The 17,768-nt window shown below is 60.9% G+C and carries 23 protein-coding genes and 1 pseudogene; 9 read left to right on the top strand and 15 right to left on the bottom strand.

Annotation, left to right across the window (positions count from 1 at the left end; genetic code table 11):
- Positions 1 to 50 precede the first annotated feature (50 nt).
- The 7 genes from ACQY7U_RS26165 to ACQY7U_RS26135 form a co-directional block, all read right to left on the bottom strand.
- A complete protein-coding gene (locus tag ACQY7U_RS26165) occupies positions 51 to 365 on the bottom strand; it encodes a hypothetical protein (RefSeq protein ID WP_428651546.1) in 315 nt (104 codons plus the stop codon).
- 476 nt (positions 366 to 841) lie between these two features.
- On the bottom strand, positions 842 to 2,233 hold the full coding sequence (locus tag ACQY7U_RS26160; protein WP_428651543.1) for an FAD-binding oxidoreductase: 1,392 nt from the start codon (positions 2,231 to 2,233) through the stop codon (positions 842 to 844).
- 66 nt (positions 2,234 to 2,299) lie between these two features.
- Entirely contained in the window at positions 2,300 to 2,539 is a 240-nt protein-coding gene (locus ACQY7U_RS26155) for a hypothetical protein (protein ID WP_428651541.1), read from the bottom strand.
- Positions 2,540 to 2,558: 19 nt separating this feature from the next.
- Complete coding sequence (locus ACQY7U_RS26150) at positions 2,559 to 2,693, bottom strand: hypothetical protein (RefSeq protein ID WP_428651539.1); 135 nt, start codon at positions 2,691 to 2,693, stop codon at positions 2,559 to 2,561.
- 91 nt (positions 2,694 to 2,784) lie between these two features.
- Positions 2,785 to 3,573, bottom strand: coding sequence for a dioxygenase family protein (locus ACQY7U_RS26145; RefSeq protein WP_428651536.1), 789 nt, complete (start codon positions 3,571 to 3,573; stop codon positions 2,785 to 2,787).
- 178 nt (positions 3,574 to 3,751) lie between these two features.
- Entirely contained in the window at positions 3,752 to 4,333 is a 582-nt protein-coding gene (locus ACQY7U_RS26140) for an OmpA family protein (protein ID WP_428651533.1), read from the bottom strand.
- Positions 4,334 to 4,354: 21 nt separating this feature from the next.
- Positions 4,355 to 4,774, bottom strand: a complete 420-nt coding sequence (locus ACQY7U_RS26135; protein ID WP_428651530.1) for a hypothetical protein — start codon at positions 4,772 to 4,774, stop codon at positions 4,355 to 4,357.
- A 165-nt stretch (positions 4,775 to 4,939) separates the two neighbouring features.
- Here ACQY7U_RS26135 and dut point away from each other — a divergent pair, with 165 nt between their 5' ends.
- The 4 genes from dut to ACQY7U_RS26115 all read left to right on the top strand — a co-directional run bounded on the left by dut (position 4,940) and on the right by ACQY7U_RS26115 (position 7,986).
- Complete coding sequence (gene dut / locus ACQY7U_RS26130) at positions 4,940 to 5,389, top strand: dUTP diphosphatase (RefSeq protein ID WP_428651527.1); 450 nt, start codon at positions 4,940 to 4,942, stop codon at positions 5,387 to 5,389.
- A 290-nt stretch (positions 5,390 to 5,679) separates the two neighbouring features.
- Positions 5,680 to 6,348 carry an HAD family hydrolase gene (locus ACQY7U_RS26125; protein WP_428651524.1) on the top strand — a complete coding sequence of 223 codons (669 nt, stop codon included), beginning with the start codon at positions 5,680 to 5,682 and terminating at the stop codon, positions 6,346 to 6,348.
- A gap of 134 nt (positions 6,349 to 6,482) precedes the next feature.
- Positions 6,483 to 7,442, top strand: a complete 960-nt coding sequence (gene cysK, locus ACQY7U_RS26120; protein ID WP_428651521.1) for a cysteine synthase A — start codon at positions 6,483 to 6,485, stop codon at positions 7,440 to 7,442.
- Between the two features lie 16 nt (positions 7,443 to 7,458).
- Positions 7,459 to 7,986, top strand: coding sequence for a DUF2199 domain-containing protein (locus tag ACQY7U_RS26115; RefSeq protein WP_428651518.1), 528 nt, complete (start codon positions 7,459 to 7,461; stop codon positions 7,984 to 7,986).
- Between the two features lie 21 nt (positions 7,987 to 8,007).
- Here ACQY7U_RS26115 and ACQY7U_RS26110 read toward each other — a convergent pair whose 3' ends face one another.
- Both ACQY7U_RS26110 and ACQY7U_RS26105 read right to left on the bottom strand, forming a co-directional pair.
- Complete coding sequence (locus ACQY7U_RS26110; protein WP_428651515.1) at positions 8,008 to 8,598, bottom strand: GNAT family N-acetyltransferase; 591 nt, start codon at positions 8,596 to 8,598, stop codon at positions 8,008 to 8,010.
- A 10-nt stretch (positions 8,599 to 8,608) separates the two neighbouring features.
- Entirely contained in the window at positions 8,609 to 8,926 is a 318-nt protein-coding gene (locus tag ACQY7U_RS26105; RefSeq protein WP_428651512.1) for a heavy metal-binding domain-containing protein, read from the bottom strand.
- 195 nt (positions 8,927 to 9,121) lie between these two features.
- Between ACQY7U_RS26105 and ACQY7U_RS26100 the strand changes: the two genes are divergently transcribed.
- From ACQY7U_RS26100 to ACQY7U_RS26085, 4 genes are all read left to right on the top strand, one after another.
- Positions 9,122 to 9,745, top strand: a complete 624-nt coding sequence (locus tag ACQY7U_RS26100; protein WP_428651509.1) for a TetR/AcrR family transcriptional regulator — start codon at positions 9,122 to 9,124, stop codon at positions 9,743 to 9,745.
- A 496-nt stretch (positions 9,746 to 10,241) separates the two neighbouring features.
- The gene (locus tag ACQY7U_RS26095) at positions 10,242 to 10,874 is read left to right on the top strand and encodes a DUF1326 domain-containing protein (RefSeq protein WP_428651506.1); all 633 of its coding nucleotides are present in this window, start codon (positions 10,242 to 10,244) and stop codon (positions 10,872 to 10,874) included.
- Positions 10,875 to 10,892: 18 nt separating this feature from the next.
- On the top strand, positions 10,893 to 11,732 hold the full coding sequence (locus ACQY7U_RS26090) for a DUF2182 domain-containing protein (RefSeq protein WP_428651503.1): 840 nt from the start codon (positions 10,893 to 10,895) through the stop codon (positions 11,730 to 11,732).
- Between the two features lie 68 nt (positions 11,733 to 11,800).
- Positions 11,801 to 12,271: a LysE family translocator gene (locus tag ACQY7U_RS26085; protein ID WP_428651500.1), complete on the top strand. Its 471-nt coding sequence runs from the start codon at positions 11,801 to 11,803 to the stop codon at positions 12,269 to 12,271.
- Positions 12,272 to 12,273: 2 nt separating this feature from the next.
- On the opposite strand, the gene ACQY7U_RS26080 is transcribed toward ACQY7U_RS26085, so the two are convergent.
- Genes ACQY7U_RS26080 through ACQY7U_RS26060 form a run of 5 tightly spaced genes read right to left on the bottom strand, consistent with a single transcriptional unit; the run spans position 12,274 to position 15,928 of the window.
- Entirely contained in the window at positions 12,274 to 12,843 is a 570-nt protein-coding gene (locus ACQY7U_RS26080) for a TetR/AcrR family transcriptional regulator (RefSeq protein ID WP_428651497.1), read from the bottom strand.
- Positions 12,809 to 13,912: a flavin monoamine oxidase family protein gene (locus ACQY7U_RS26075; protein WP_428651494.1), complete on the bottom strand. Its 1,104-nt coding sequence runs from the start codon at positions 13,910 to 13,912 to the stop codon at positions 12,809 to 12,811. The genes ACQY7U_RS26080 and ACQY7U_RS26075 overlap by 35 nt, the downstream gene beginning before the upstream one ends.
- A gap of 3 nt (positions 13,913 to 13,915) precedes the next feature.
- Positions 13,916 to 14,599, bottom strand: a complete 684-nt coding sequence (locus ACQY7U_RS26070) for an SDR family NAD(P)-dependent oxidoreductase (protein WP_428651492.1) — start codon at positions 14,597 to 14,599, stop codon at positions 13,916 to 13,918.
- 3 nt (positions 14,600 to 14,602) lie between these two features.
- Positions 14,603 to 15,271, bottom strand: a complete 669-nt coding sequence (locus ACQY7U_RS26065; RefSeq protein WP_428651489.1) for a cupin domain-containing protein — start codon at positions 15,269 to 15,271, stop codon at positions 14,603 to 14,605.
- A 36-nt stretch (positions 15,272 to 15,307) separates the two neighbouring features.
- The gene (locus tag ACQY7U_RS26060; protein WP_428651487.1) at positions 15,308 to 15,928 is read right to left on the bottom strand and encodes a glutathione S-transferase family protein; all 621 of its coding nucleotides are present in this window, start codon (positions 15,926 to 15,928) and stop codon (positions 15,308 to 15,310) included.
- Positions 15,929 to 16,289: 361 nt separating this feature from the next.
- On the opposite strand from ACQY7U_RS26060, the gene ACQY7U_RS26055 reads away from it, so the two are divergent.
- A complete protein-coding gene (locus ACQY7U_RS26055) occupies positions 16,290 to 17,330 on the top strand; it encodes a zinc-dependent alcohol dehydrogenase family protein (protein WP_428651484.1) in 1,041 nt (346 codons plus the stop codon).
- 29 nt (positions 17,331 to 17,359) lie between these two features.
- On the opposite strand, the pseudogene ACQY7U_RS26050 reads toward ACQY7U_RS26055, so the two are convergent.
- Positions 17,360 to 17,734 (bottom strand): annotated as a pseudogene (locus ACQY7U_RS26050) (YifB family Mg chelatase-like AAA ATPase); the annotation flags it as partial.
- Positions 17,735 to 17,768 lie beyond the last annotated feature (34 nt).

The following is a 17,768-nucleotide window of genomic DNA, read 5'->3' as shown; positions in this document are numbered from 1 at the left end:
CTTTTTCTATAAATTTACTTCAATTTTTGCAGTACAGAACCAAACTCAAGTTAATACAGGCTTGAATCCGTCGAACTTCTTTCAGCAATGCTGGACAAATCTCCTGGAATACCTGCCCCAAAGAAACGCTCCACAGCATCTGGCGGATCATTTGCAAAATCCGACAGGGATTGCCCAAGGGGCGAGCTGTCCAACACCTGTGGGTTGCGTGCAATAAATGACATCAACCCACGTATATTGTTATTTTTTACGAGACTCCTGATCTCTGATAGATGATTTGATTCAACCGCATTAGCGTCATTTGTTAGCAATCCTACGCCAGTTGCCAGAGCTAATACCATTGATATTCTTTGCAATGGAGTCATTTTTCACCTCTTTAGCTGAGATGAAGCTACGATTCAGAGAACTAATACCTAGTTAAAAAGAGGACATATCAACAAAAACGCGGAGATTGCAGGATTTTCCTTCTAAAAAGCTGCGTGCACCTCCATTGAAATAAAAACCTCTACGTGTAAGAATTGACAGAATGTTTTTCTATCTGGTCGATTTTCTTCAAGTATTTTCAAAAATTATCGAGAATCAGGATACGAACAAGAAAACCGCGACGCGCCACATCTTGGTCCGCACTGCCAAAGTCCTGAGCGGGACGATGGACAAGCATCCCGCCGAAGCAGGCGTTGCCGGACGCAAACCCACGCGTTGTTGCCACCAGCAAGCACGCAGACCATCCGGTTTCGGATCATCCTTGCGGCTAGCCGGTCTTCTACATATCCCGTGGTCAAAAACCAAACCGGGTCCGGCAGAATGTTCAAATCCAACCGTGACCCGGTCAATGGCCCGATCATCCAGCCGGCTGGATGTTCTGGTTCAGGCTGAAGAAATTGTCCGGGTCATAGGTTTTCTTCAGTTCCCGCAGGCGCGTGTAGTTTGTACCGAAAGCTGCCTGGACCGCATCCTGTTCGCCCTCGGACAGATAGTTCAGGAGATAACCGCCGGTCGCATGGGGCTGGATGGCTTCCCACGCGGATTTTGCCCAGCCGATCTGATAATCGTCGTCCGCCGGATCCGTCCATTGCGGCATGAAGCCGATGAGGAAATCGGAATTGCGCTGCGCGAACGCATTCTCTTCCGGCGAGCGGCGGCCGCCGGCCCCGCCGTAATATTCCACCAGAAGGCCGGACATGGGCGATGTCATGCCCTTCGCCTGTTCCGTGAGGATGTCGATCACTTCGTCCGACAACTCCTTCACAAAGGCCGATTTCCAGTAATTGCGGGTCCCTGCCGGAAAGGCTTCGTCCAGGATGGACTGCATCGCCGGGAACGGCATCGGCTGGACGGCCACCATCAACGGCTCGCCGAGCGTCTTCAGCGGCGCCATGACCTTTTCGCCTTCGTCGAGATCCGCGCCGCTCCAGCACGGAATGATGGCCGTGGCCGGTATGCCGTCAGGTGTCCAGATCATGCCGACATAGGCCGTCAGGTCCTCCGGGGCGGTTGCCATGACTTCCCTGTAGCCGCGAATGACTTCCGGTGCGGCCTCCCGGGAATAGATGATCAGCCCGCCGAGCACGGTGGACACGGGATAGGCCTGATAGAGGAAAGACGTGACAACGCCGAAGTTGCCGCCGCCACCGCGAATGGCCCAGAAAAGATCGGCGTTTTCCTTCGCATTGACCGTGCGCACTTCACCGTCGGCCGTGACGACTTCCATCTCCAGAACGTTGTCGCAAGTCGGTCCGTACTTGCGCACGAGCCAGCCGACACCGCCGCCAAGCGTCAACCCGGCCACTCCCGTCTTGGAGATGACACCGAAGGGCACGGCGAGGCCGTGCAGATGGGTTTCGCGGTCAACGTCCCCGAGCGTCGCGCCGCCCTGAACCCGGGCGGTCTGCGCCGCCGGGTCGACATGAACGGCGCGCATTGCGGACAGGTCGATAACAAGGCCGTCGTCGCAAAGCGCCCGGCCGCCGACATTGTGGCCGCCACCGCGAACGGCAACGAGAAGGTTGTTGTCCCGCGCAAATCGGACTGCTGCAGCCACATCCGCCGTGCCGCTGCATTTCAGGATCGCACCGGGTTTCTTGTCGATCAACCCGTTCCAGATATGGCGGGCATCTTCGTAGCCGTCGTCGCCGGGAAGTATTAATTCACCGCGCACGGTTTCGGAAAAGCCGCTGATCGTGTCCGCTGAAACGGTGTTTCCGGCACGGTCGCGCAAGGAGCCAGACGACATATTCCCTTCCTCCCTCAATTTGCCTCGCTCGGCGAACCGGTGTCGAGGCCCAAACTTTACCTTAGGTCAGCTTAGCATGATCGACGAAGTTTGGCGCGGCGGTGCGCGGTCAATGCCGAATGGTTTCGAAGGCCGGTCTGAAAGGGAATGGCCGCGGTCCTGCAGCTTGTTTTCGGCAGCTTCAAGCTCGTCCACGCAGGCCTGCACCTCTTCAGGAGAAACGCGGAAAGCCAGTTGCAGCGACAGCTGACCGGATGCGGGCGGCGTGTCGTTCCAGATGAGCCCGTGTTCCGTGAGTGCCAGCACCTGATCACCGACGGCGTATTCAATCCATTGCGGTCCCAGGTCCCGGATCAGAGGAAAACTGCAGGACGTCGGCGTAGAACCGGCGCATCGCCGGCAAGTCTCGGGCGAAGATCACGGTGTAGTCGATGGACCGGATGGACTTCAGAGCAGACATTGCAAACCTCACGCGATTGCACACACAGGCTGCATTAACGTCTTTTACGTCTTGTTTGGAGTCCGGTTGCCGGAACCTTTGACCACGCGGCTCAGGCAGCGAAACGGAAATAACTCATGCTGATGGAGCCGTATTCGTAGCTGCGGTGAAGCAGCTCCGGTTTTGCCCCCGGCCCCCCGGCGCCGAAGGCGAAAAACAGTGGCAGCAGATGCTCGTCCGTCGGGTGGTTCTGCCGGTAATCCGGCGCCGAGGCAAGATCCTTGAAATAACCGATCGATCCCGACCGCAGCCCCTCGTCCAGCCAGCGGTCGAAGCCTACCGCCCAAAGCGGCGCCTCGCTGCCCTGCGGATAGATTTGCCGCAGATTGTGGGTGGTGTTGCCCGATCCCGCGATCAGAAATCCCCTGTCCTTCAGCGGCGCAAGGACACGTCCCAGCGCAAAGACGCTTTCCGGCGTGCTGCCGTGAGGCAAGGACAGGGCGATGACGGGAACATCCGCTTCGGGATAGGCAAGGGAAAGCGGAACCCAGGCGCCGTGGTCGAGGCCCCAGTCACCGTCCAGTTCCACCTCATAGCCGTTAGCCTCAAGAAGGCGGGCAGTCTCGTCGACAAATTGTTCGTCGGCGAAAGCCGGATAGCGGATATCGTAGAGTGGCGCGGGAAAGCCCCGGAAATCGTGGCAGGTCCTGAGCGGGCCCGGCGCGGAGAGCTTCAAGCCGTCGGTCTCCCAATGGGCAGAGAGGATCAGGATCGCCTCCGGCACCGGCAGATTGCCCGAAAAAGTCTTCAGAAACCGGCTCGCCGCCGTGTCTTCCAGCGCCAGCGTCGGCGCGCCATGCGCGAAAAACACGGAACCGGGCCCGGTCGGAAGGTTTGTCACTGCATTCACTCCATCAGTGCTCATGCGCTGTAGATAATCCGTCCGGACAATTAAAATAGAGCGAAATTCCAAGAAGGGCCGTTCCGGATTTTTGAACAATCCCGTCCGGAAGCGGATAGAGAAATGCCCCCGGACCGGAAGGCCCGGGGGCAGTCATGCCCCAAAGAGCATACGTGGACTATTTGTAACCGAGATTGATCAACTGAACGCGGCGGTTGATGGCTGCATCCGGCTGCGAGGGATCGCGGAGCTGCTCCTCTCCGAGGCCAACCGCAAACAGGTATTCTCCCGGCACGCGGAAGGTCGTCACCAGGGCCTCGCGAACGGCCTGCGCCCGCTTGATGGAAAGCTCCAGATTGTATTCGCGCGCGCCCTTCGCATCGGTGTGGCCGACGATGAAGAAGGTTTGGCCCTGCAAGTAGGGCGTGTGCAGCGCATCGGCGATCAGGCCGACGGTTTCATAGGATTCCGGCCGGATGCGTGCGCTGTCGAAATCGAAGGTGATTTCGACGTTGAACTGCCTGAGGCTCGCCAGCTTGTCCGCCAGCGGCAGGCTTTGCGGCGAGTTGTCGCCCGGATATTTCTTGATGTTCTCGATCGCGGCCTTCTGCAGTTCGTCCGCGCTGACGTTGACTTCCTCCTGGGCACCCTGGAGGGAGTTGATGATCTCGTTGCGACTCAATTTGGTCTGTGCGGCCACGGCAGACACGGACGCGGCGAGAAATGCGGCCGAGATACCGGCCAGAAGCAATCTTTTCATGGAAATTCTCCCGAGACGGTCTTAGCGGTAACCGGCCAGATCGATGGCGGTGTTGCATTTCTTGCTGACGGAACGCTCGGCCTTCAAAAGGCAGCGCAGGATGTGACCGGCGCCTTCCTTGACGCCCTTGCAACGCTCGCGCGCATCATTGGCACAGATCTTGGGCGCAGCGGCCTGGGCGGCGAGCCGCTCCTGAATGAGCGAGGTCACCACAGCAACATCGGCAGTGCACTTCGGGGACACTTTTGACTGGTTTTCATTGAGGCATTTGGTAATGCCTGAATTCGCCAGCGTGGCGGACTTGCAGTATTTGTCGATATCCTTGCCGCAGCTGGCGGACAAAATCTTGATGGCGTCGGCAAACCCCACGGTCTGCGCGAAAGCGGCAGGCGTGCTCAGCAGCAAAACCCCTGTCGTGAATGCAAAAATCAAACGTTTCATATTGCCAATCTCCCGGTTGAGGGCTTCTGCCCCTGCAACGTGACGAAGCGTAAAAAAGATTTTGCTGAATGTCACGAACGGAAACAGGCAATCGCTCTCCGCCCCATTCTTGACAAGGCCCGCCGAATGTCGTCACTCGGCCCGACCTGAAACCGGAAGCCGACCATGACCGTAACGCTTGAGTTGAAACGCCTTGACCACGGCAGGGACCTGCCGCTGCCCGCCTATCAGTCGGAACTCGCAGCCGGTCTCGACCTGCTTGCCGCCGTCGGCGACCCGCTTGTGCTGGCGCCGGGCGAGCGGGCGCTGGTGCCTACGGGCCTCGCCATGGCGCTTCCGGCCGGGTTCGAGGCCCAGGTCCGGCCGCGCTCGGGCCTTGCCGCCAAACACGGCGTCACCGTTCTGAACACGCCCGGCACCATCGATGCGGACTATCGTGGTGAGGTGAAGGTCATCCTGATCAATCTCGGCAGCGAGCCTTTCGAGATCAATCGCGGCGACCGGATTGCCCAGATGGTAATCGCGCCGGTGCTGCAGGCAGCCATCACGGAGGTCGAAACGCTTTCGGATACGGAGCGGGGCGCAGGTGGCTTCGGCTCGACCGGCCGCAGCTAGGGTCAGGACCTATTAATCTGCTTGAAATGGTAGGGATGAATTTGTTCGGATACGAGGCGCAAAGCTGCAGGAAACCGTCCGGTTTCCAAAGGTTTGCAACGCTGTTGCCGGGCAAATTCACCCTATCCCGAAGGGACGCAAAAACGGCTTCGATCTGCTGCGTCAAACCGCTCAACCGGGCAGGAAGCCCGCTTGTCGCGATTTTCCTTGCAGCTCATCGCCGTTTGCTGCGCCAATTCAAGCATATTAATAGGTCCTGACCCTAGTCCTCCACAAAACACGGGAAAAACATGACCCCAGGTCTCGTTATCTTCGATTGCGACGGCGTGCTTGTCGACACGGAGCGTGTCGCCAACCGGATCCTGGCGGAACTGGTGACGGATCTCGGCTTCCCGATTTCCGGACCGCAGTGCCAGCAGCGCTTCATGGGCCGGACCCTTGAAAACGTCAGGGAGATGGTGGAGGAACTGACCGGCCACGCGCTTGCCGCCGACTGGCCGGAGCAGGTCCGCCGGCGCGATCTGGAGGCTTTCCGGGCCGGGGTGCCGGCAATTCCCGGCGTCAGTGACGTGCTGGACGACCTCGACCGGCGGGACGTGCCCTATTGCGTCGGCTCCTCCGGCAGGCACGAGAAGATGCGCACGACCCTCGGCAGCAGCGGGCTTTTGCCACGGCTGGAGGGAAAACTTTTTTCCGCAGAAGACTGCGCCCGTGGCAAGCCGGCCCCGGATGTCTTCCTGCTGGCGGCGAAGACCATGGGACACCTGCCGGAAAACTGTACGGTGATCGAGGACAGCGTCCCCGGCGTCCTGGCTGCGAAGGCGGCCGGTATGCGCGCCTTTGCCTTCGTCGAAGACCCGGCCTGCGACCGCGACGCCTTGCGTTCCGCAGGCGCTATCCTCTTTGAAAGCATGAGGGAACTGCCCGGCCTGCTCTTTTCCAAGGCTGAGAGCTTTTAAGGAAAACCGTTTTACCGCGCCCGTCTCAAAGGCGCGTTATGGCTCTTAAAACTTGCGCGCGAGCGTACTATCTTACCGCTCCGAAAGAGATCAATGCCGGCGGAAGACCACTCCGGCCAAATTGGGAGACTGCGATGACCATCAAGACCAGCGGCCGCGGGAAAATCTATTCCTCCATAACCGATACCATCGGCGATACCCCCATCGTGCGGCTCGACCGTCTTGCAAAGGCTCATGGCGTCAAGGGCAATCTTCTCGCCAAGCTGGAGTTCTTCAATCCGATCGCCAGCGTCAAGGATCGCATCGGCGTAGCCATGATCGAGGCCATGGAAGAAGCCGGCCGGATCACGCCGGGCGAGACCACCCTGGTCGAGCCGACCTCCGGCAACACCGGCATCGCGCTGGCCTTCGTCGCCGCCGCCAAGGGGTACCGGCTGATCCTGGTGATGCCGGAGACCATGTCGGTGGAACGGCGCAAGATGTTCAAGATCCTGGGCGCGGAACTGGAACTGACGGAAGGCCCCAAGGGCATGAAGGGCGCCATTGCCCGCGCCGAGGAACTCATTTCCGAAATCGACGGCGCGGTGATGCCGCAGCAGTTCGAGAACCCGGCCAACCCGGAAATCCACCGCAATACCACGGCTGAGGAAATCTGGAACGACACAGATGGCAGCATCGACGTCTTCGTTTCCGGCATCGGCACGGGCGGCACCATCACCGGCGTCAGCCAGGTGCTGAAGCAGCGCAAGCCGGACCTTCGTGTGGTCGCGGTGGAGCCGGCCGACAGCCCGATCCTGTCCGGTGGCGAGCCGGGCCCGCACAAGATCCAGGGTATCGGTGCCGGTTTCGTGCCGGGCGTGCTCGACACTTCCGTTTTCGACGAAGTTCAGACCGTTTCCAACGAAGACGCCTTCGCCATGGCCCGCGAGGTGGCCAGGACCGAAGGCGTTCCGGTCGGCATTTCCTCCGGTGCGGCCCTGACGGCGGCAATCCGCGTCGGTCAGCAGGACGACATGGCCGGCAAGAACATCGTCGTGATCATCCCGTCCTTCGCCGAGCGCTACCTGTCGACGGCACTGTTCGAAGGACTCTAAACCCGGGACAACCGCCATGCCGATCGCGATTGACGGCCACAAGAAAACCTTCTCGTTCAAGTGCTCCTGCTGCGGCAAGGTCCACGAGGGCGGGCCGTCATTCGCTTATAATGAACCCTGGCACACCTACTCCATTCCGGAGAAAGAGCGTGCCAGGCGCGTGCGGCTCGATAGCGACCTTTGCATTCTGGATGACGAGTTCTTCTTCATTCGTGTCACGCTGGAAGTTCCGATCAAGGAAACGAACGACAGCTTCCTGTGGGGTCTGTGGGTATCCCAGAGCAAGGAGAGCTTCGACCGGTATGCCGAAACCTTCGACGAGGACCAGACGGGGGACAGCTCCTTCGGCTGGCTGGCGGTGACGCTGCCCGGCTATGTCGGGGAGAGCGGAGAAATCGTCAGCCTGCCGACCAACGTGGCGTGGGGCAAGGAACGCCCCCGGATCGAAATCCACAATGACCAGGATCATCCGCTTGCCGTCGACCAGCGGGAAGGCATTTCCTGGGACCGGGCAGTTGAGCTGGCTTTGCGCCTGACCCATTGAAAAGGGGCTTTCGACCAGCTCTCAAACCCGTCGTTCCATCCGCGTTGCCGAGGAAAAACCGAAAAGACCTTTGAAGATGCCCGTCGTTTCTTCACCGGCAGGTTCGAACCCGGCGCGTTCATAGAGTGCGCGGGCACGCGGATTGGTGTCGATGACGTCCAGCCGCACACGGGCAAGGCTCCGTCCCCGGGCTTCTTCGCAGACCGCCTCCAGGAGCCTGCCGCCGACGCCTTTTCCGCGCGCGTCTGCGCTTACAAATATTCCGTCCATCAAGAGAATGTCCGGCTCGGTTTCCCTATCCAGCATATCGAGAAGCAGGCCGCGCCAGAGACCGCCGAACAGGCCGTAGACAGCCGCCATTTCCTTGAAGCCGCCGCCGGTCAGCGCGCCATCGCCGGTCTTGTAGCCCGCCATGCCCGTCAGGCGGCCGTCCGGGGTGAGGGCACTGATGGCAAAACGCGGGTCGAGAATGCGCTCGAGGAGACAAAGCGCCTTCGCCTCCGGGGCAAGCACCTTGCCGAGTTTTCCCGAAAAGGCCTGCCAGAACAGTCTGGCGGCAACCGGCCTCTGGTTTTCGGGGAACCCGGCCACAATGCGGACATCGGCCGTCATGCCGCCGGCCCTAGCGGACGACAACCGCCGTGCCTGTGGCACTGACCATGAGCATGGATCCGTTCTGGCCGACCGTTTCGTAATCGAGATCAACGCCGATCACGGCATTGCCGCCCAGTGCCTGCGCGCGGGCGCTCATTTCGTCGAGGGCTATCTGGCGCGCCTTCGCCAGTTCCTGCTCATAGGCGCCCGACCGGCCACCGACAATGTCGCGGATGCCCGCGAAAATATCCTTGAAGAGATTGGCGCCCAGGATCGCTTCGCCGGTCACCAGCCCCTTGTAATCCAGGTCCCGGCCCTCGATGGTGTTGGTCGTGGTGATCAGCATGAATGTTCTCCTGTATCAAAACCCGTTCCAAGAAATGGGTCGCAACCGGAAACATTACAAGAAACGGTTTCGGAGACCTTTCCCTTGGAAGCGGGATATTCCAAGGTTCCCTTCCGGGCACCTTGTGCCAGGCCGGTTTCCGTGTTGACATAAATACCAACCGGTTGGTATGTTTTCGGTCAACAAGGAGACGAGATGGCCAAAGCCGGAAAAGCGACCGCGAAGGACAAGCTGCTGGACGCAGCGCTGAAGATCGTGCGTGAAAAAGGATATTCGTCCACGAATGTCGACGAGATCTGCGCGGCGGCAGGCGTTACCAAGGGCGGTTTCTTCCACCACTTCAAGAGCAAGGAAGACTGGGCGGTGGCCGCTGCCAGTCACTGGTCGGATGTGACGGGCGCGCTGTTTGAGACCGCACCCTATCACCAGCCGGACGACCCGCTGCAGCGTGTTCTGGCCTATGTGGCGTTCCGGAAGGACATGATCAGCGGCGCGCTTTCCGAATTCACCTGTTTGCTCGGCACCATGGCCCAGGAAGTCTACGGCACGCATCCGGCCATCCAGACCGCTTGCTGGGAGGGCATTGCAGGTCACGCCCGGACGCTGGAAGCCGATATCGAGGCGGCAATGGCGAAATACGGATCGGACGGTTCATGGACCGCTGAATCGCTCGCCCTGCACACCCAGGCCGTCATCCAGGGGGCCTTCATTCTCGCCAAGGCAAGCGGGCAACCGGTCAGGGCGGCCGAAAGCGTCGACCATCTCTATCGCTACATCGAATTGCTGTTTGCGGCGGAAAAAACAAACCGACAGACCTGAAACCCAAGGCAGCACCGTTGGCGAATGGTCAACGCCGGATCCGCTTAAACGGCATTTACCGGACCGGAATGACCGGTACCGGGGCAAGCCGTCCCGGACCGGACCCGCGCACCCAAATGCCCGGCGGGCCGCCCGGCCATCATCAACCAGACCGGCCTGTTGATGGCGTTCATCAAGCCGTTCCTGAAGAACGAAACTCCAAAGAGCATTTTCGCCCGGTAGATGCGTTACGGCCGGCCTACCGGCCAGCCGCCACGCTTACACTCCGGCCACCCGGTCTCACCCTTGCCAGCCGCCGATATTGAGTGTGAACGCAGCTATATTCCGCAACGTCAATTTTCCTACAGTTAGTCAAAGTTTTATGCTAGGCTTTTCAGCATACACGCTAAATTATTGTATGAATTACCAATTTCCTTGACGTAATCCGCTCGCGCAAATTCCGACACGCGCGGACGTCGTTGGCTGTGAACTTTGATTTACAAAGGGAGACAAAGTAATGACGGAATGGAGCATAAAGGCAAGAGAACTCGCGAACTGCAACTGCAACTACGGCTGCCCGTGCCAGTTCGGTGTGCTGCCGACCACCGGCAATTGCGAAGCGGTCGTCGTCTACGACATCGAACAGGGCCATTATGGCGACACCAAGCTCGACGGCCTGAAGGCGGCGGGTGTCTACAAGTGGCCAGGCGCCATCCATGAAGGCAACGGCCAGATGCAGCTGATCGTAGACGAGCGCGCCACGGCCGATCAGAAGGCCGCGCTGGAAGCCATCATGACCGGCGAGGACACCGATGAAATGGCGACCATGTGGTTCGTCTTTTCCAAAATGGCTCCAAACCGGCACCCGACCCTGTCCGCGGCGATCGAAGCCGACTGGGACCAGGAAGACCGGACCGGCAAGGCCAAGGTGGCAGGCGTTTTCGACATTGACGTCGGACCGATCCCGAATATCGTCACCGGCGATCCGCACCGGGTCTCCATCCAATTGCCCAACGGGTTCGAGTTCCGCCACGCCGAAATGGCGTCCGGCACCTCGCGGACCAGCGGCGGGGAAATTTCCATGCAGTTCAGCGGAACGCATGCCCATCTCGCCAACCTCAACCTGACCCATAAGGGAGTCGCCGCCTGAGTGCGGCAGAAACCCGCCATGACGGCTCAGAGCACGGCACCGGAACCCGGAGCAGTTGAACGACTGCTCCGGAGAGATCAGCTGATCGTTGCCTGCGCGGCGGGACTTCTGGTCCTGTTGGCAGGACTCTACACGGTCTTCGGTGTCGGCATGGACATGACGGCGGTCGAAATGACACAGATGGCGCGGCCCATCGGCGACCCCATGGCCATGCCCATGACGCCTGTCTGGACCGTCGGCTACGCCCTTCTGGTTTTCCTGATGTGGTGGATCATGATGATCGCCATGATGACCCCGAGCGCGGCGCCCATGCTGCTTCTCTACACCGCCCTGAAAAGGATGGGGCCGGAAAGCAGCAGGGCCGTTCTCTATTCAGCGCTTTTCCTGTCCGGCTATCTGATTGCCTGGGCGGTGTTCAGCGCGCTGGCCGCCGGCCTGCAGTGGGGCCTTGAAAGCATCGATCTCGTCAGCGGGTCTATGATGGCGCTCAAGTCGCGCTGGTTTGCGGGCGCCGTCCTGCTGGCGGCCGGGCTCTACCAGTTTTCCCCGCTCAAACATTCCTGTCTCACCCAATGCCGCTCGCCTGCGCAGTTTCTTGCCGAACACCGCCATCCCGGGCTCTTCGGCGCTGTGCGCATGGGGGCCGACCACGGCCTCTATTGCCTCGGTTGCTGCTGGGCCCTGATGGCGCTGCTGTTTGTCGGCGGCATCATGAACCTTTACTGGATCGTCGGGCTGACGCTTTTCGTACTGGTCGAAAAACTCAGCCCCAGGGGCATCTATCTGGCGCGCGCGGGCGGGGCCCTCCTGATGCTGGCGGGGCTCTACTTTCTGGCAGCCGGCCTGACCGGCTTCTGAACGGCGCGGGTGGAGACCCTGGCCACCGCATCCGGCGCCCATTTTGGCTATCGCGTTCGGTTCCCCTGATGCTCGGCATCGCTGTCGGACTCGCTTCCATGTCGGCGGTCTCCGCGCTCGGCCTTGCAGGCGTCCTGCTGGCCATTCCCGGCCTGCTGATACTGATCAAGTCGCTCGGCTCGATCTACCTGGTCTGGCTGGTCTGGCTTCTCGCCCGCAGCGGCGCCCCCGGTTCGAAAGGCAGCGTCGGGAAACCAATTACGGTGCTCGGAGGGGTCCTGATGCTATATTACAATCCGAAGGGTTGGGCGATGACGGCAGGTGCGGCCGCTTCATTCGCCGCACTGATGGAAGATCCGGTCCAACTGGCAGCCCTGCTGGGCGCAACCTTCGGCGTTGCTGCAGTTGCTTCGCTATCCCTTTGGTGCCTGGCGGGCCAGACATTGGCCAGAGTCCTGAGGGACGAATGGCAATGGCGGACACTCAATCTGGTGCTCGCCGTCCTGCTCATGGCGTCAATCGTGCTCATGTGGCTCTAGGATCAGGGCCTGCAGCGCGACAACAGCGTCTGGACAGCTTCATCGAACACTTCGATAGTCTCATCGGAGCGGGCAGCCAGATGAGCACCTTCAAGCAACGCGAGCGTCGCGCGGGCCTCCTGGGCCGGGTCGGTTATTCCGGCGATTGTCTTGTCAGCGCTGCCAAGCACGTAGACGTCTCGAATCCAGTCGATCATCATCTTGCGAAATGCACTGATCTTGGCCTTCACATCATCCGTAAGACTCTCACGGCTCGCGATGAAGGAAACGCACAGGCATAGCGTCTTGCCGCCATTGAGGGCGTCCCGGTAAAAGTCAATCAGGGCCTTGAGGCGTCCGGCAGCCGTCTCGTGCCGCGAGTCGATTTGAGCGCAGGTGCGCTCAAGGCAGGCGTGGTAGCGATCCATCAACGCGGCGGACAGGGCTGCCTTTGTTGGAAAATGGTAGTGAATGGAAGCTTTGCGAATTCCAACGGCTTCTGCCAGATCCGCGTAGCTGAAGCCGTCGAATCCGCGTGCGCGCGAGGCATGTTCCGCGCTATCCAGCAGGGCTGTTTTCGTGTCGGTGGTCATGTCTTTTCTGACTTTTTGCGCTTTCAACTTTTCTCAGGACAGTCTCCGCCGCCTCCAGTGCGCCCTCGAGATAACCGCCGAAATGAGTAGCGACTTCCGTACCGCCTAGCAACACACGATCCTCCCAGAGGTTCGTCAAGGCATGGGGCAGTCCATACTGCGGATGCGCAAAAAGTGGTTGAAGATCCGGTTCGGTTGCGGTGAGCGCATCAGCGGCCCAGTCCTTCAGGTAGAGCTCTTTCGGTTCTGCTGCCGCAGGGCCGAACAGCCTTTCAAGCTGCGACAGCAGGGCTTTGCGCAGGCTCCGTTCCTCAGAACGAGCGCGCGGAGGGACCCCGATGAAACCGAAAAGCGCGTGGAAGGATCCGTCTTCAGCCGACGCATCGTGTATTTCGGCCATGGGACCGCGCCGGCTCATGACATCGCCTGAAAGACCGGCTTCACGCCAGAAGGCACGCTCAAAGACGGCGACCGCCTTGGCTTGTCCCGCCATCCAGGTCGCGATTCCGTTCATCGCTGCGGTTGCCCGCCCGGGCAGGGCGGGGGAGAACGCGATCTTCGCGGCGATGCGCGGGGGAAGTGCAAGGACAACACGTTCCGCGATGATCGACCGGCCATCCCCGGTGGTCGCCCGGACACCATCGGCCAGCTTGCGGAGTTGCGTGATCCGGGTTGACGTCAGCACCCTCTTCGGAGGCAGCTTGCCCGACAGAGCGGGCACAAGCGCGCCAAGGCCTCCAACCAGTCTGCAGGAGCCCTGCATCGAAGCAAACCCGCGCCCGCGCTGCACGTTGCCCAGCTCATCTTCGTATGTCAGTTGACCGGATGCGTATTGTTCAAACCGGGTGAGACCGAGCTCGGAGACGAGCGACTCGATCCTTGGTTGCCCGGGCCAGAACCAGGCCGGGCCCAGGTCGAAATAACCGCCATGTGCCGTCTCCGTCAGAATGCGCCCGCCAAGCCTCTCCCGGGCTTCCACCAGCAAAAACGGGTGTTTCCGCTCCGCCAGCCGGCTGGCCAGACCGAGGCCGGCCAACCCGCCACCAATGATCAGGGTTCCGGTCTGCATCCTTCAGAACCCTTCAGACGCGGGCCGCAGGTCCAGCTCATGAGTCCAGGCCGACCCGGGTTGCTGCGCCAGTTGCCAGTAAGCCTCCGCAATCTCTTCCGGTTTCATCATTTTCGAGGGATCCAGGCTGTGCAGGTTTCGTGATCGTTCCGTGTCGATAATCCCATCGAGAATGACATGGGCCACGTGCACCCCCAAGGGCTGGTATTCGCGGGCCAGCGATTGGGTCAAGCCGCGCAGGGCGAACTTTGCAGAGGCAAAGGCCGAGAACCTGGCGCCACCGCGCAAGGATGCGGTTGCGCCCGACACGACAAGAGTGCCGCCGCCGCCCCGCACCATGGGCTGCAGCACGGATTGCGCCAGGACCACGAGCGTCTGGACCATGGAGGTCCATGTGCGCTCGAAATCGGCAAGCGCCGTTTCGGCAAAGGGCGCTATCACAAGTTCCGCGGTGTTGTGAACCACGATCCTGGGCGGGCCATGCAGGGCAATCAGGTTGCCGATCCGGTCGGCCACCTCTGCCTCGTCGGAAAGGTCGATCTCGTGAAACATCCCGACAGGATCAGCCGGCCGCGTCCGGCCGAGCCCGACCGGATGCATTCCGGCCGCTTCGAAACGGGCCAGCAGGGACTGGCCAAGACCAGCCCCCGCACCGGCGACAAGCGCCATATTGTTGCTGCTTCCCATTGGTCACACCGCCGGGGGCTGCGCAAAGGGCAGGTGGCCGGATTTCATCCAGATCCTTGCACCGTCCGGTCCGGCCTTGATCGAAAGGCCTTCACCTTCAGGCAAGCGCAGCCAACCGTTCCTTTCCAGAGTGTCGTCACCAGACGTGATTTCACCATCGATGACCAGAACCTCAATTCCTCCCTCGGCGTTGGAGGACATCGTCGCTCCGGCATCAAGATGATAATAGGTAACAATCTCGCGGTCGTCTTCGTGCAATACCGCCGAGGCAACCCCGTTCACCGGGGAGCCCAGCTCCTCGGCCATGTTTTTACGGAACTGGTTGCGGTCTTCCATGTCGAACTGCCAGAGCTTGACAAAGATGGTACAGCCGCGTTCCGAACCGGGCGTGTGCCTGGTGGTCGGCGGATTGCGCACGTAGGTCCCTGCCGAAAAGTCTCCGTGTTCGTCCTGGAACACTCCGTCCAGCACGATAAACTCTTCGCCGCCGGTATGCGTGTGGGCCGAGAACCGGCTTCCGGGGGCGTAACGAACGATGGTTGTCGCGCGCGCCACTTCGCCGCCAATCCGGTCCAGCATCCGCCGGTCCACCCCCTTCACGGGGGAGGCTTGCCAGTCCAGCTCGTCGGAGTGGACAACGACGCGGGCAGTGAAATCCGAGTTGATTTCCATTGATTCATTCCGTTTCGACTTGCGTGGGGTGTTGCATCAAGCGGCGATCGAGGGCCGCGAAGCGACGTTCGCGCGCCAGGCAAGGAGGTTTTCCAGGCTCTCAGGGATCTCGATGCCTGCAAAGTCAGCGAAAGCCAGGCCGGCGAATGCGGTGATATCGGCCATTGAGAACCTGTCGCCGGCGAGATAGGCGTTTTCGGACAAGACTGTGTCCAGATAGACCATGGTGCCGCTCGCAACTTCCTTCTGCTTGTTCCCCCATTCCGCGCATTGAAAGGTCTCCAGGTCAGGTCCCAGGCCGGGCGTTGCATGGTGGAAATAGGCGCCGACGGCATTCAAAAGACCGTTCTCCGCGCGAAGATTCATCATGGCGATCTGCGCACGTTCCCTCGGTGTTTCACCGGTGAGCGATGGTCCGTCGAACGCGGCATCGATATATTCCGTGATGGCATTGCATTGGGAGATAAATGTGCCGTCCTCCAGTTCAAGACACGGCACAACCGCATCCGGGTTCTTGGCCCTGTACTCCGGTGTCCGGTGCTCGCCTCCCATCACATCGACAGGTACGAACTCCACCTTTTCCGTCACGCCTTTTTCGGCAAGGGCAATCCGTACACGCGCCGGGTTTGGAAATCCGTCGACATCATAGATCTTCATGAAAGACCCTCCTTCATTTGGTTAGATAACGTTACCTACCTATCAGTAGGTAGATTAATTGACAACTCCCCAAACCCGAATGCCGGTGACTTCCCGAAATTGTGAAGTCGCGTCCGGCCGTGACGTCGTGTGAGATTTTCCTGCGAAGCTGGGCACGGTGGGGCCTGGCGGGCACGTCAGGGCTCGGTCTTGTGGAATTGCGGCTTCAGGACAGACGAGCACCTGCGGGCGCTTCGTTTCCGGCATTTTGTCTCCCGGCGGCACTCGCACCGGTTTCTTGAAGCAAATGGCATTTTGGCAAGGTAGTTTGCGCCGAACGCGCTATTGTCCATTACCTTGCCTGATCAATCAGAGGACGCCCATGAAAGCCGTACTGTTCGAATGCTTTGCCGAGACCCCGAAACTGGCGACGCTGCCCGATCCGGAACCGGCACCGCACGGCGTCGTGCTCAAGGTCGGGGCGACCGGCGTGTGCCGCAGCGACTGGCACGGCTGGATGGGGCACGATCCGGACATCGTGTTGCCGCATGTGCCGGGCCACGAGCTGGCCGGAACGGTGGTGGCGACGGGCAAGGACGTCACCCGCTGGAAGGCGGGCGACCGGGTGACCGTGCCCTTTGTCGGCGGCTGCGGCGCCTGCCCGGAATGCCACGCCGGGCACCAGCAGGTCTGCCACAACCAGTTCCAGCCCGGCTTCACCCACTGGGGCTCCTTCGCCGAATTCGTCGGTATCCATCAGGCCGATCTCAATCTGGTCGCCCTGCCGGAGACCATGGATTTTGCCACCGCCGCCAGTCTTGGCTGCCGCTTCGCCACCTCGTTCCGCGCCATAGTCGACCAGGGCCGGACTTCCGCCGGCGAATGGGTGGCGGTACACGGCTGCGGCGGCGTCGGCCTGTCGGCGATCATGATCGCCAATGCCATCGGCGCCAATGTGGTGGCCGTCGACATTTCGGACGAAAAACTGGAGCTGGCCCGCGGTCTCGGCGCGGTCGCCACCGTCAACGCCAGCGAGACCTCGGATGTGGCCGCCGCTGTGATCGAGATGACCAAAGGCGGGGCGCATGTCTCCGTCGATGCGCTCGGCCATCCCGCCACCTGTTTCAACTCCATCCAGAACCTGCGCCGGCGCGGCCGCCACGTGCAGATCGGCCTGATGCTGGCCGATCACGCAACCCCGCAGGTGCCGATGGCCAAGGTGATCGCCCATGAACTGGAAATCCTCGGCAGCCACGGCATGCAGGCCCACCGCTACGGCGCCATGCTGGACATGGTGGCAACCGGCAAGCTGAGCCCGGACAGGCTGATCGGCGAGACCATCAGCCTGGAACAATCCATTGCCGCGCTGACCTCCATGGACACGTTCAGCTCCGTTGGCGCAACGGTGGTGACCAGTTTCTGACGGTGGTGGCAAGGCGAAATCGAGTAGCCTCACGCCGCCCGCCTCGACACATCCTCTCCCCGGTAGCTTAGCGCCTCGGCCAGGTGGATGCGGCCGACCGTGTCCTGACCGTCGAGGTCGGCCAGGGTGCGGGCGAGCTTGAGGACGCGGTGGTAACCGCGGGCGCTCATGCGGAGCCGTTCGGCGGCTTCGCGCAGGAAGGCAAGGCCCCTTGCGTCGGGCCTCGTCATGGTTTCGACGGCGGAAGCCGGCGCCTGGGCGTTGGTGCGGCAGGCAAGGCCGAGCTCCAGAAACCGCTGTTCCTGGATTTTGCGGGCGGCAATCACGCGTTCGGCCACGACGGCAGAAGGTTCGGCATCCGCCGGGCCGATGAGGTCGACCGCAGTGACAGCGGGCACCTCGATCCATCAACTAACGCTCAACGCGCTCGACGTGGCC

This window comes from Roseibium sp. (assembly GCF_050301095.1).
Lineage (GTDB): Bacteria > Pseudomonadota > Alphaproteobacteria > Rhizobiales > Stappiaceae > Roseibium.
This window is presented reverse-complemented; position numbering and strand designations above follow the sequence as displayed.

Bases quoted from the DNA above. Each gene is read 5' to 3' on its own strand.
- ACQY7U_RS26105 (WP_428651512.1), bottom strand. From the start codon at position 8,926: ATGCTGATCACCACGACCAACACCATCGAGGGCCGGGACCTGGATTAC.
- ACQY7U_RS26065 (WP_428651489.1), bottom strand. From the start codon at position 15,271: ATGGAAATCAACTCGGATTTCACTGCCCGCGTCGTTGTCCACTCCGAC.
- ACQY7U_RS26075 (WP_428651494.1), bottom strand. From the start codon at position 13,912: ATGCAGACCGGAACCCTGATCATTGGTGGCGGGTTGGCCGGCCTCGGT.
- ACQY7U_RS26070 (WP_428651492.1), bottom strand. From the start codon at position 14,599: ATGGGAAGCAGCAACAATATGGCGCTTGTCGCCGGTGCGGGGGCTGGT.
- ACQY7U_RS26140 (WP_428651533.1), bottom strand. From the start codon at position 4,333: ATGAAAAGATTGCTTCTGGCCGGTATCTCGGCCGCATTTCTCGCCGCG.
- ACQY7U_RS26060 (WP_428651487.1), bottom strand. From the start codon at position 15,928: ATGAAGATCTATGATGTCGACGGATTTCCAAACCCGGCGCGTGTACGG.
- ACQY7U_RS26085 (WP_428651500.1), top strand. From the start codon at position 11,801: ATGCTCGGCATCGCTGTCGGACTCGCTTCCATGTCGGCGGTCTCCGCG.
- ACQY7U_RS26165 (WP_428651546.1), bottom strand. From the start codon at position 365: ATGACTCCATTGCAAAGAATATCAATGGTATTAGCTCTGGCAACTGGC.
- ACQY7U_RS26115 (WP_428651518.1), top strand. From the start codon at position 7,459: ATGCCGATCGCGATTGACGGCCACAAGAAAACCTTCTCGTTCAAGTGC.
- ACQY7U_RS26125 (WP_428651524.1), top strand. From the start codon at position 5,680: ATGACCCCAGGTCTCGTTATCTTCGATTGCGACGGCGTGCTTGTCGAC.
- ACQY7U_RS26100 (WP_428651509.1), top strand. From the start codon at position 9,122: ATGGCCAAAGCCGGAAAAGCGACCGCGAAGGACAAGCTGCTGGACGCA.
- ACQY7U_RS26110 (WP_428651515.1), bottom strand. From the start codon at position 8,598: ATGACGGCCGATGTCCGCATTGTGGCCGGGTTCCCCGAAAACCAGAGG.
- ACQY7U_RS26090 (WP_428651503.1), top strand. From the start codon at position 10,893: ATGACGGCTCAGAGCACGGCACCGGAACCCGGAGCAGTTGAACGACTG.
- ACQY7U_RS26095 (WP_428651506.1), top strand. From the start codon at position 10,242: ATGACGGAATGGAGCATAAAGGCAAGAGAACTCGCGAACTGCAACTGC.
- cysK (WP_428651521.1), top strand. From the start codon at position 6,483: ATGACCATCAAGACCAGCGGCCGCGGGAAAATCTATTCCTCCATAACC.
- ACQY7U_RS26055 (WP_428651484.1), top strand. From the start codon at position 16,290: ATGAAAGCCGTACTGTTCGAATGCTTTGCCGAGACCCCGAAACTGGCG.
- dut (WP_428651527.1), top strand. From the start codon at position 4,940: ATGACCGTAACGCTTGAGTTGAAACGCCTTGACCACGGCAGGGACCTG.
- ACQY7U_RS26135 (WP_428651530.1), bottom strand. From the start codon at position 4,774: ATGAAACGTTTGATTTTTGCATTCACGACAGGGGTTTTGCTGCTGAGC.
- ACQY7U_RS26160 (WP_428651543.1), bottom strand. From the start codon at position 2,233: ATGTCGTCTGGCTCCTTGCGCGACCGTGCCGGAAACACCGTTTCAGCG.
- ACQY7U_RS26150 (WP_428651539.1), bottom strand. From the start codon at position 2,693: ATGTCTGCTCTGAAGTCCATCCGGTCCATCGACTACACCGTGATCTTC.
- ACQY7U_RS26080 (WP_428651497.1), bottom strand. From the start codon at position 12,843: ATGACCACCGACACGAAAACAGCCCTGCTGGATAGCGCGGAACATGCC.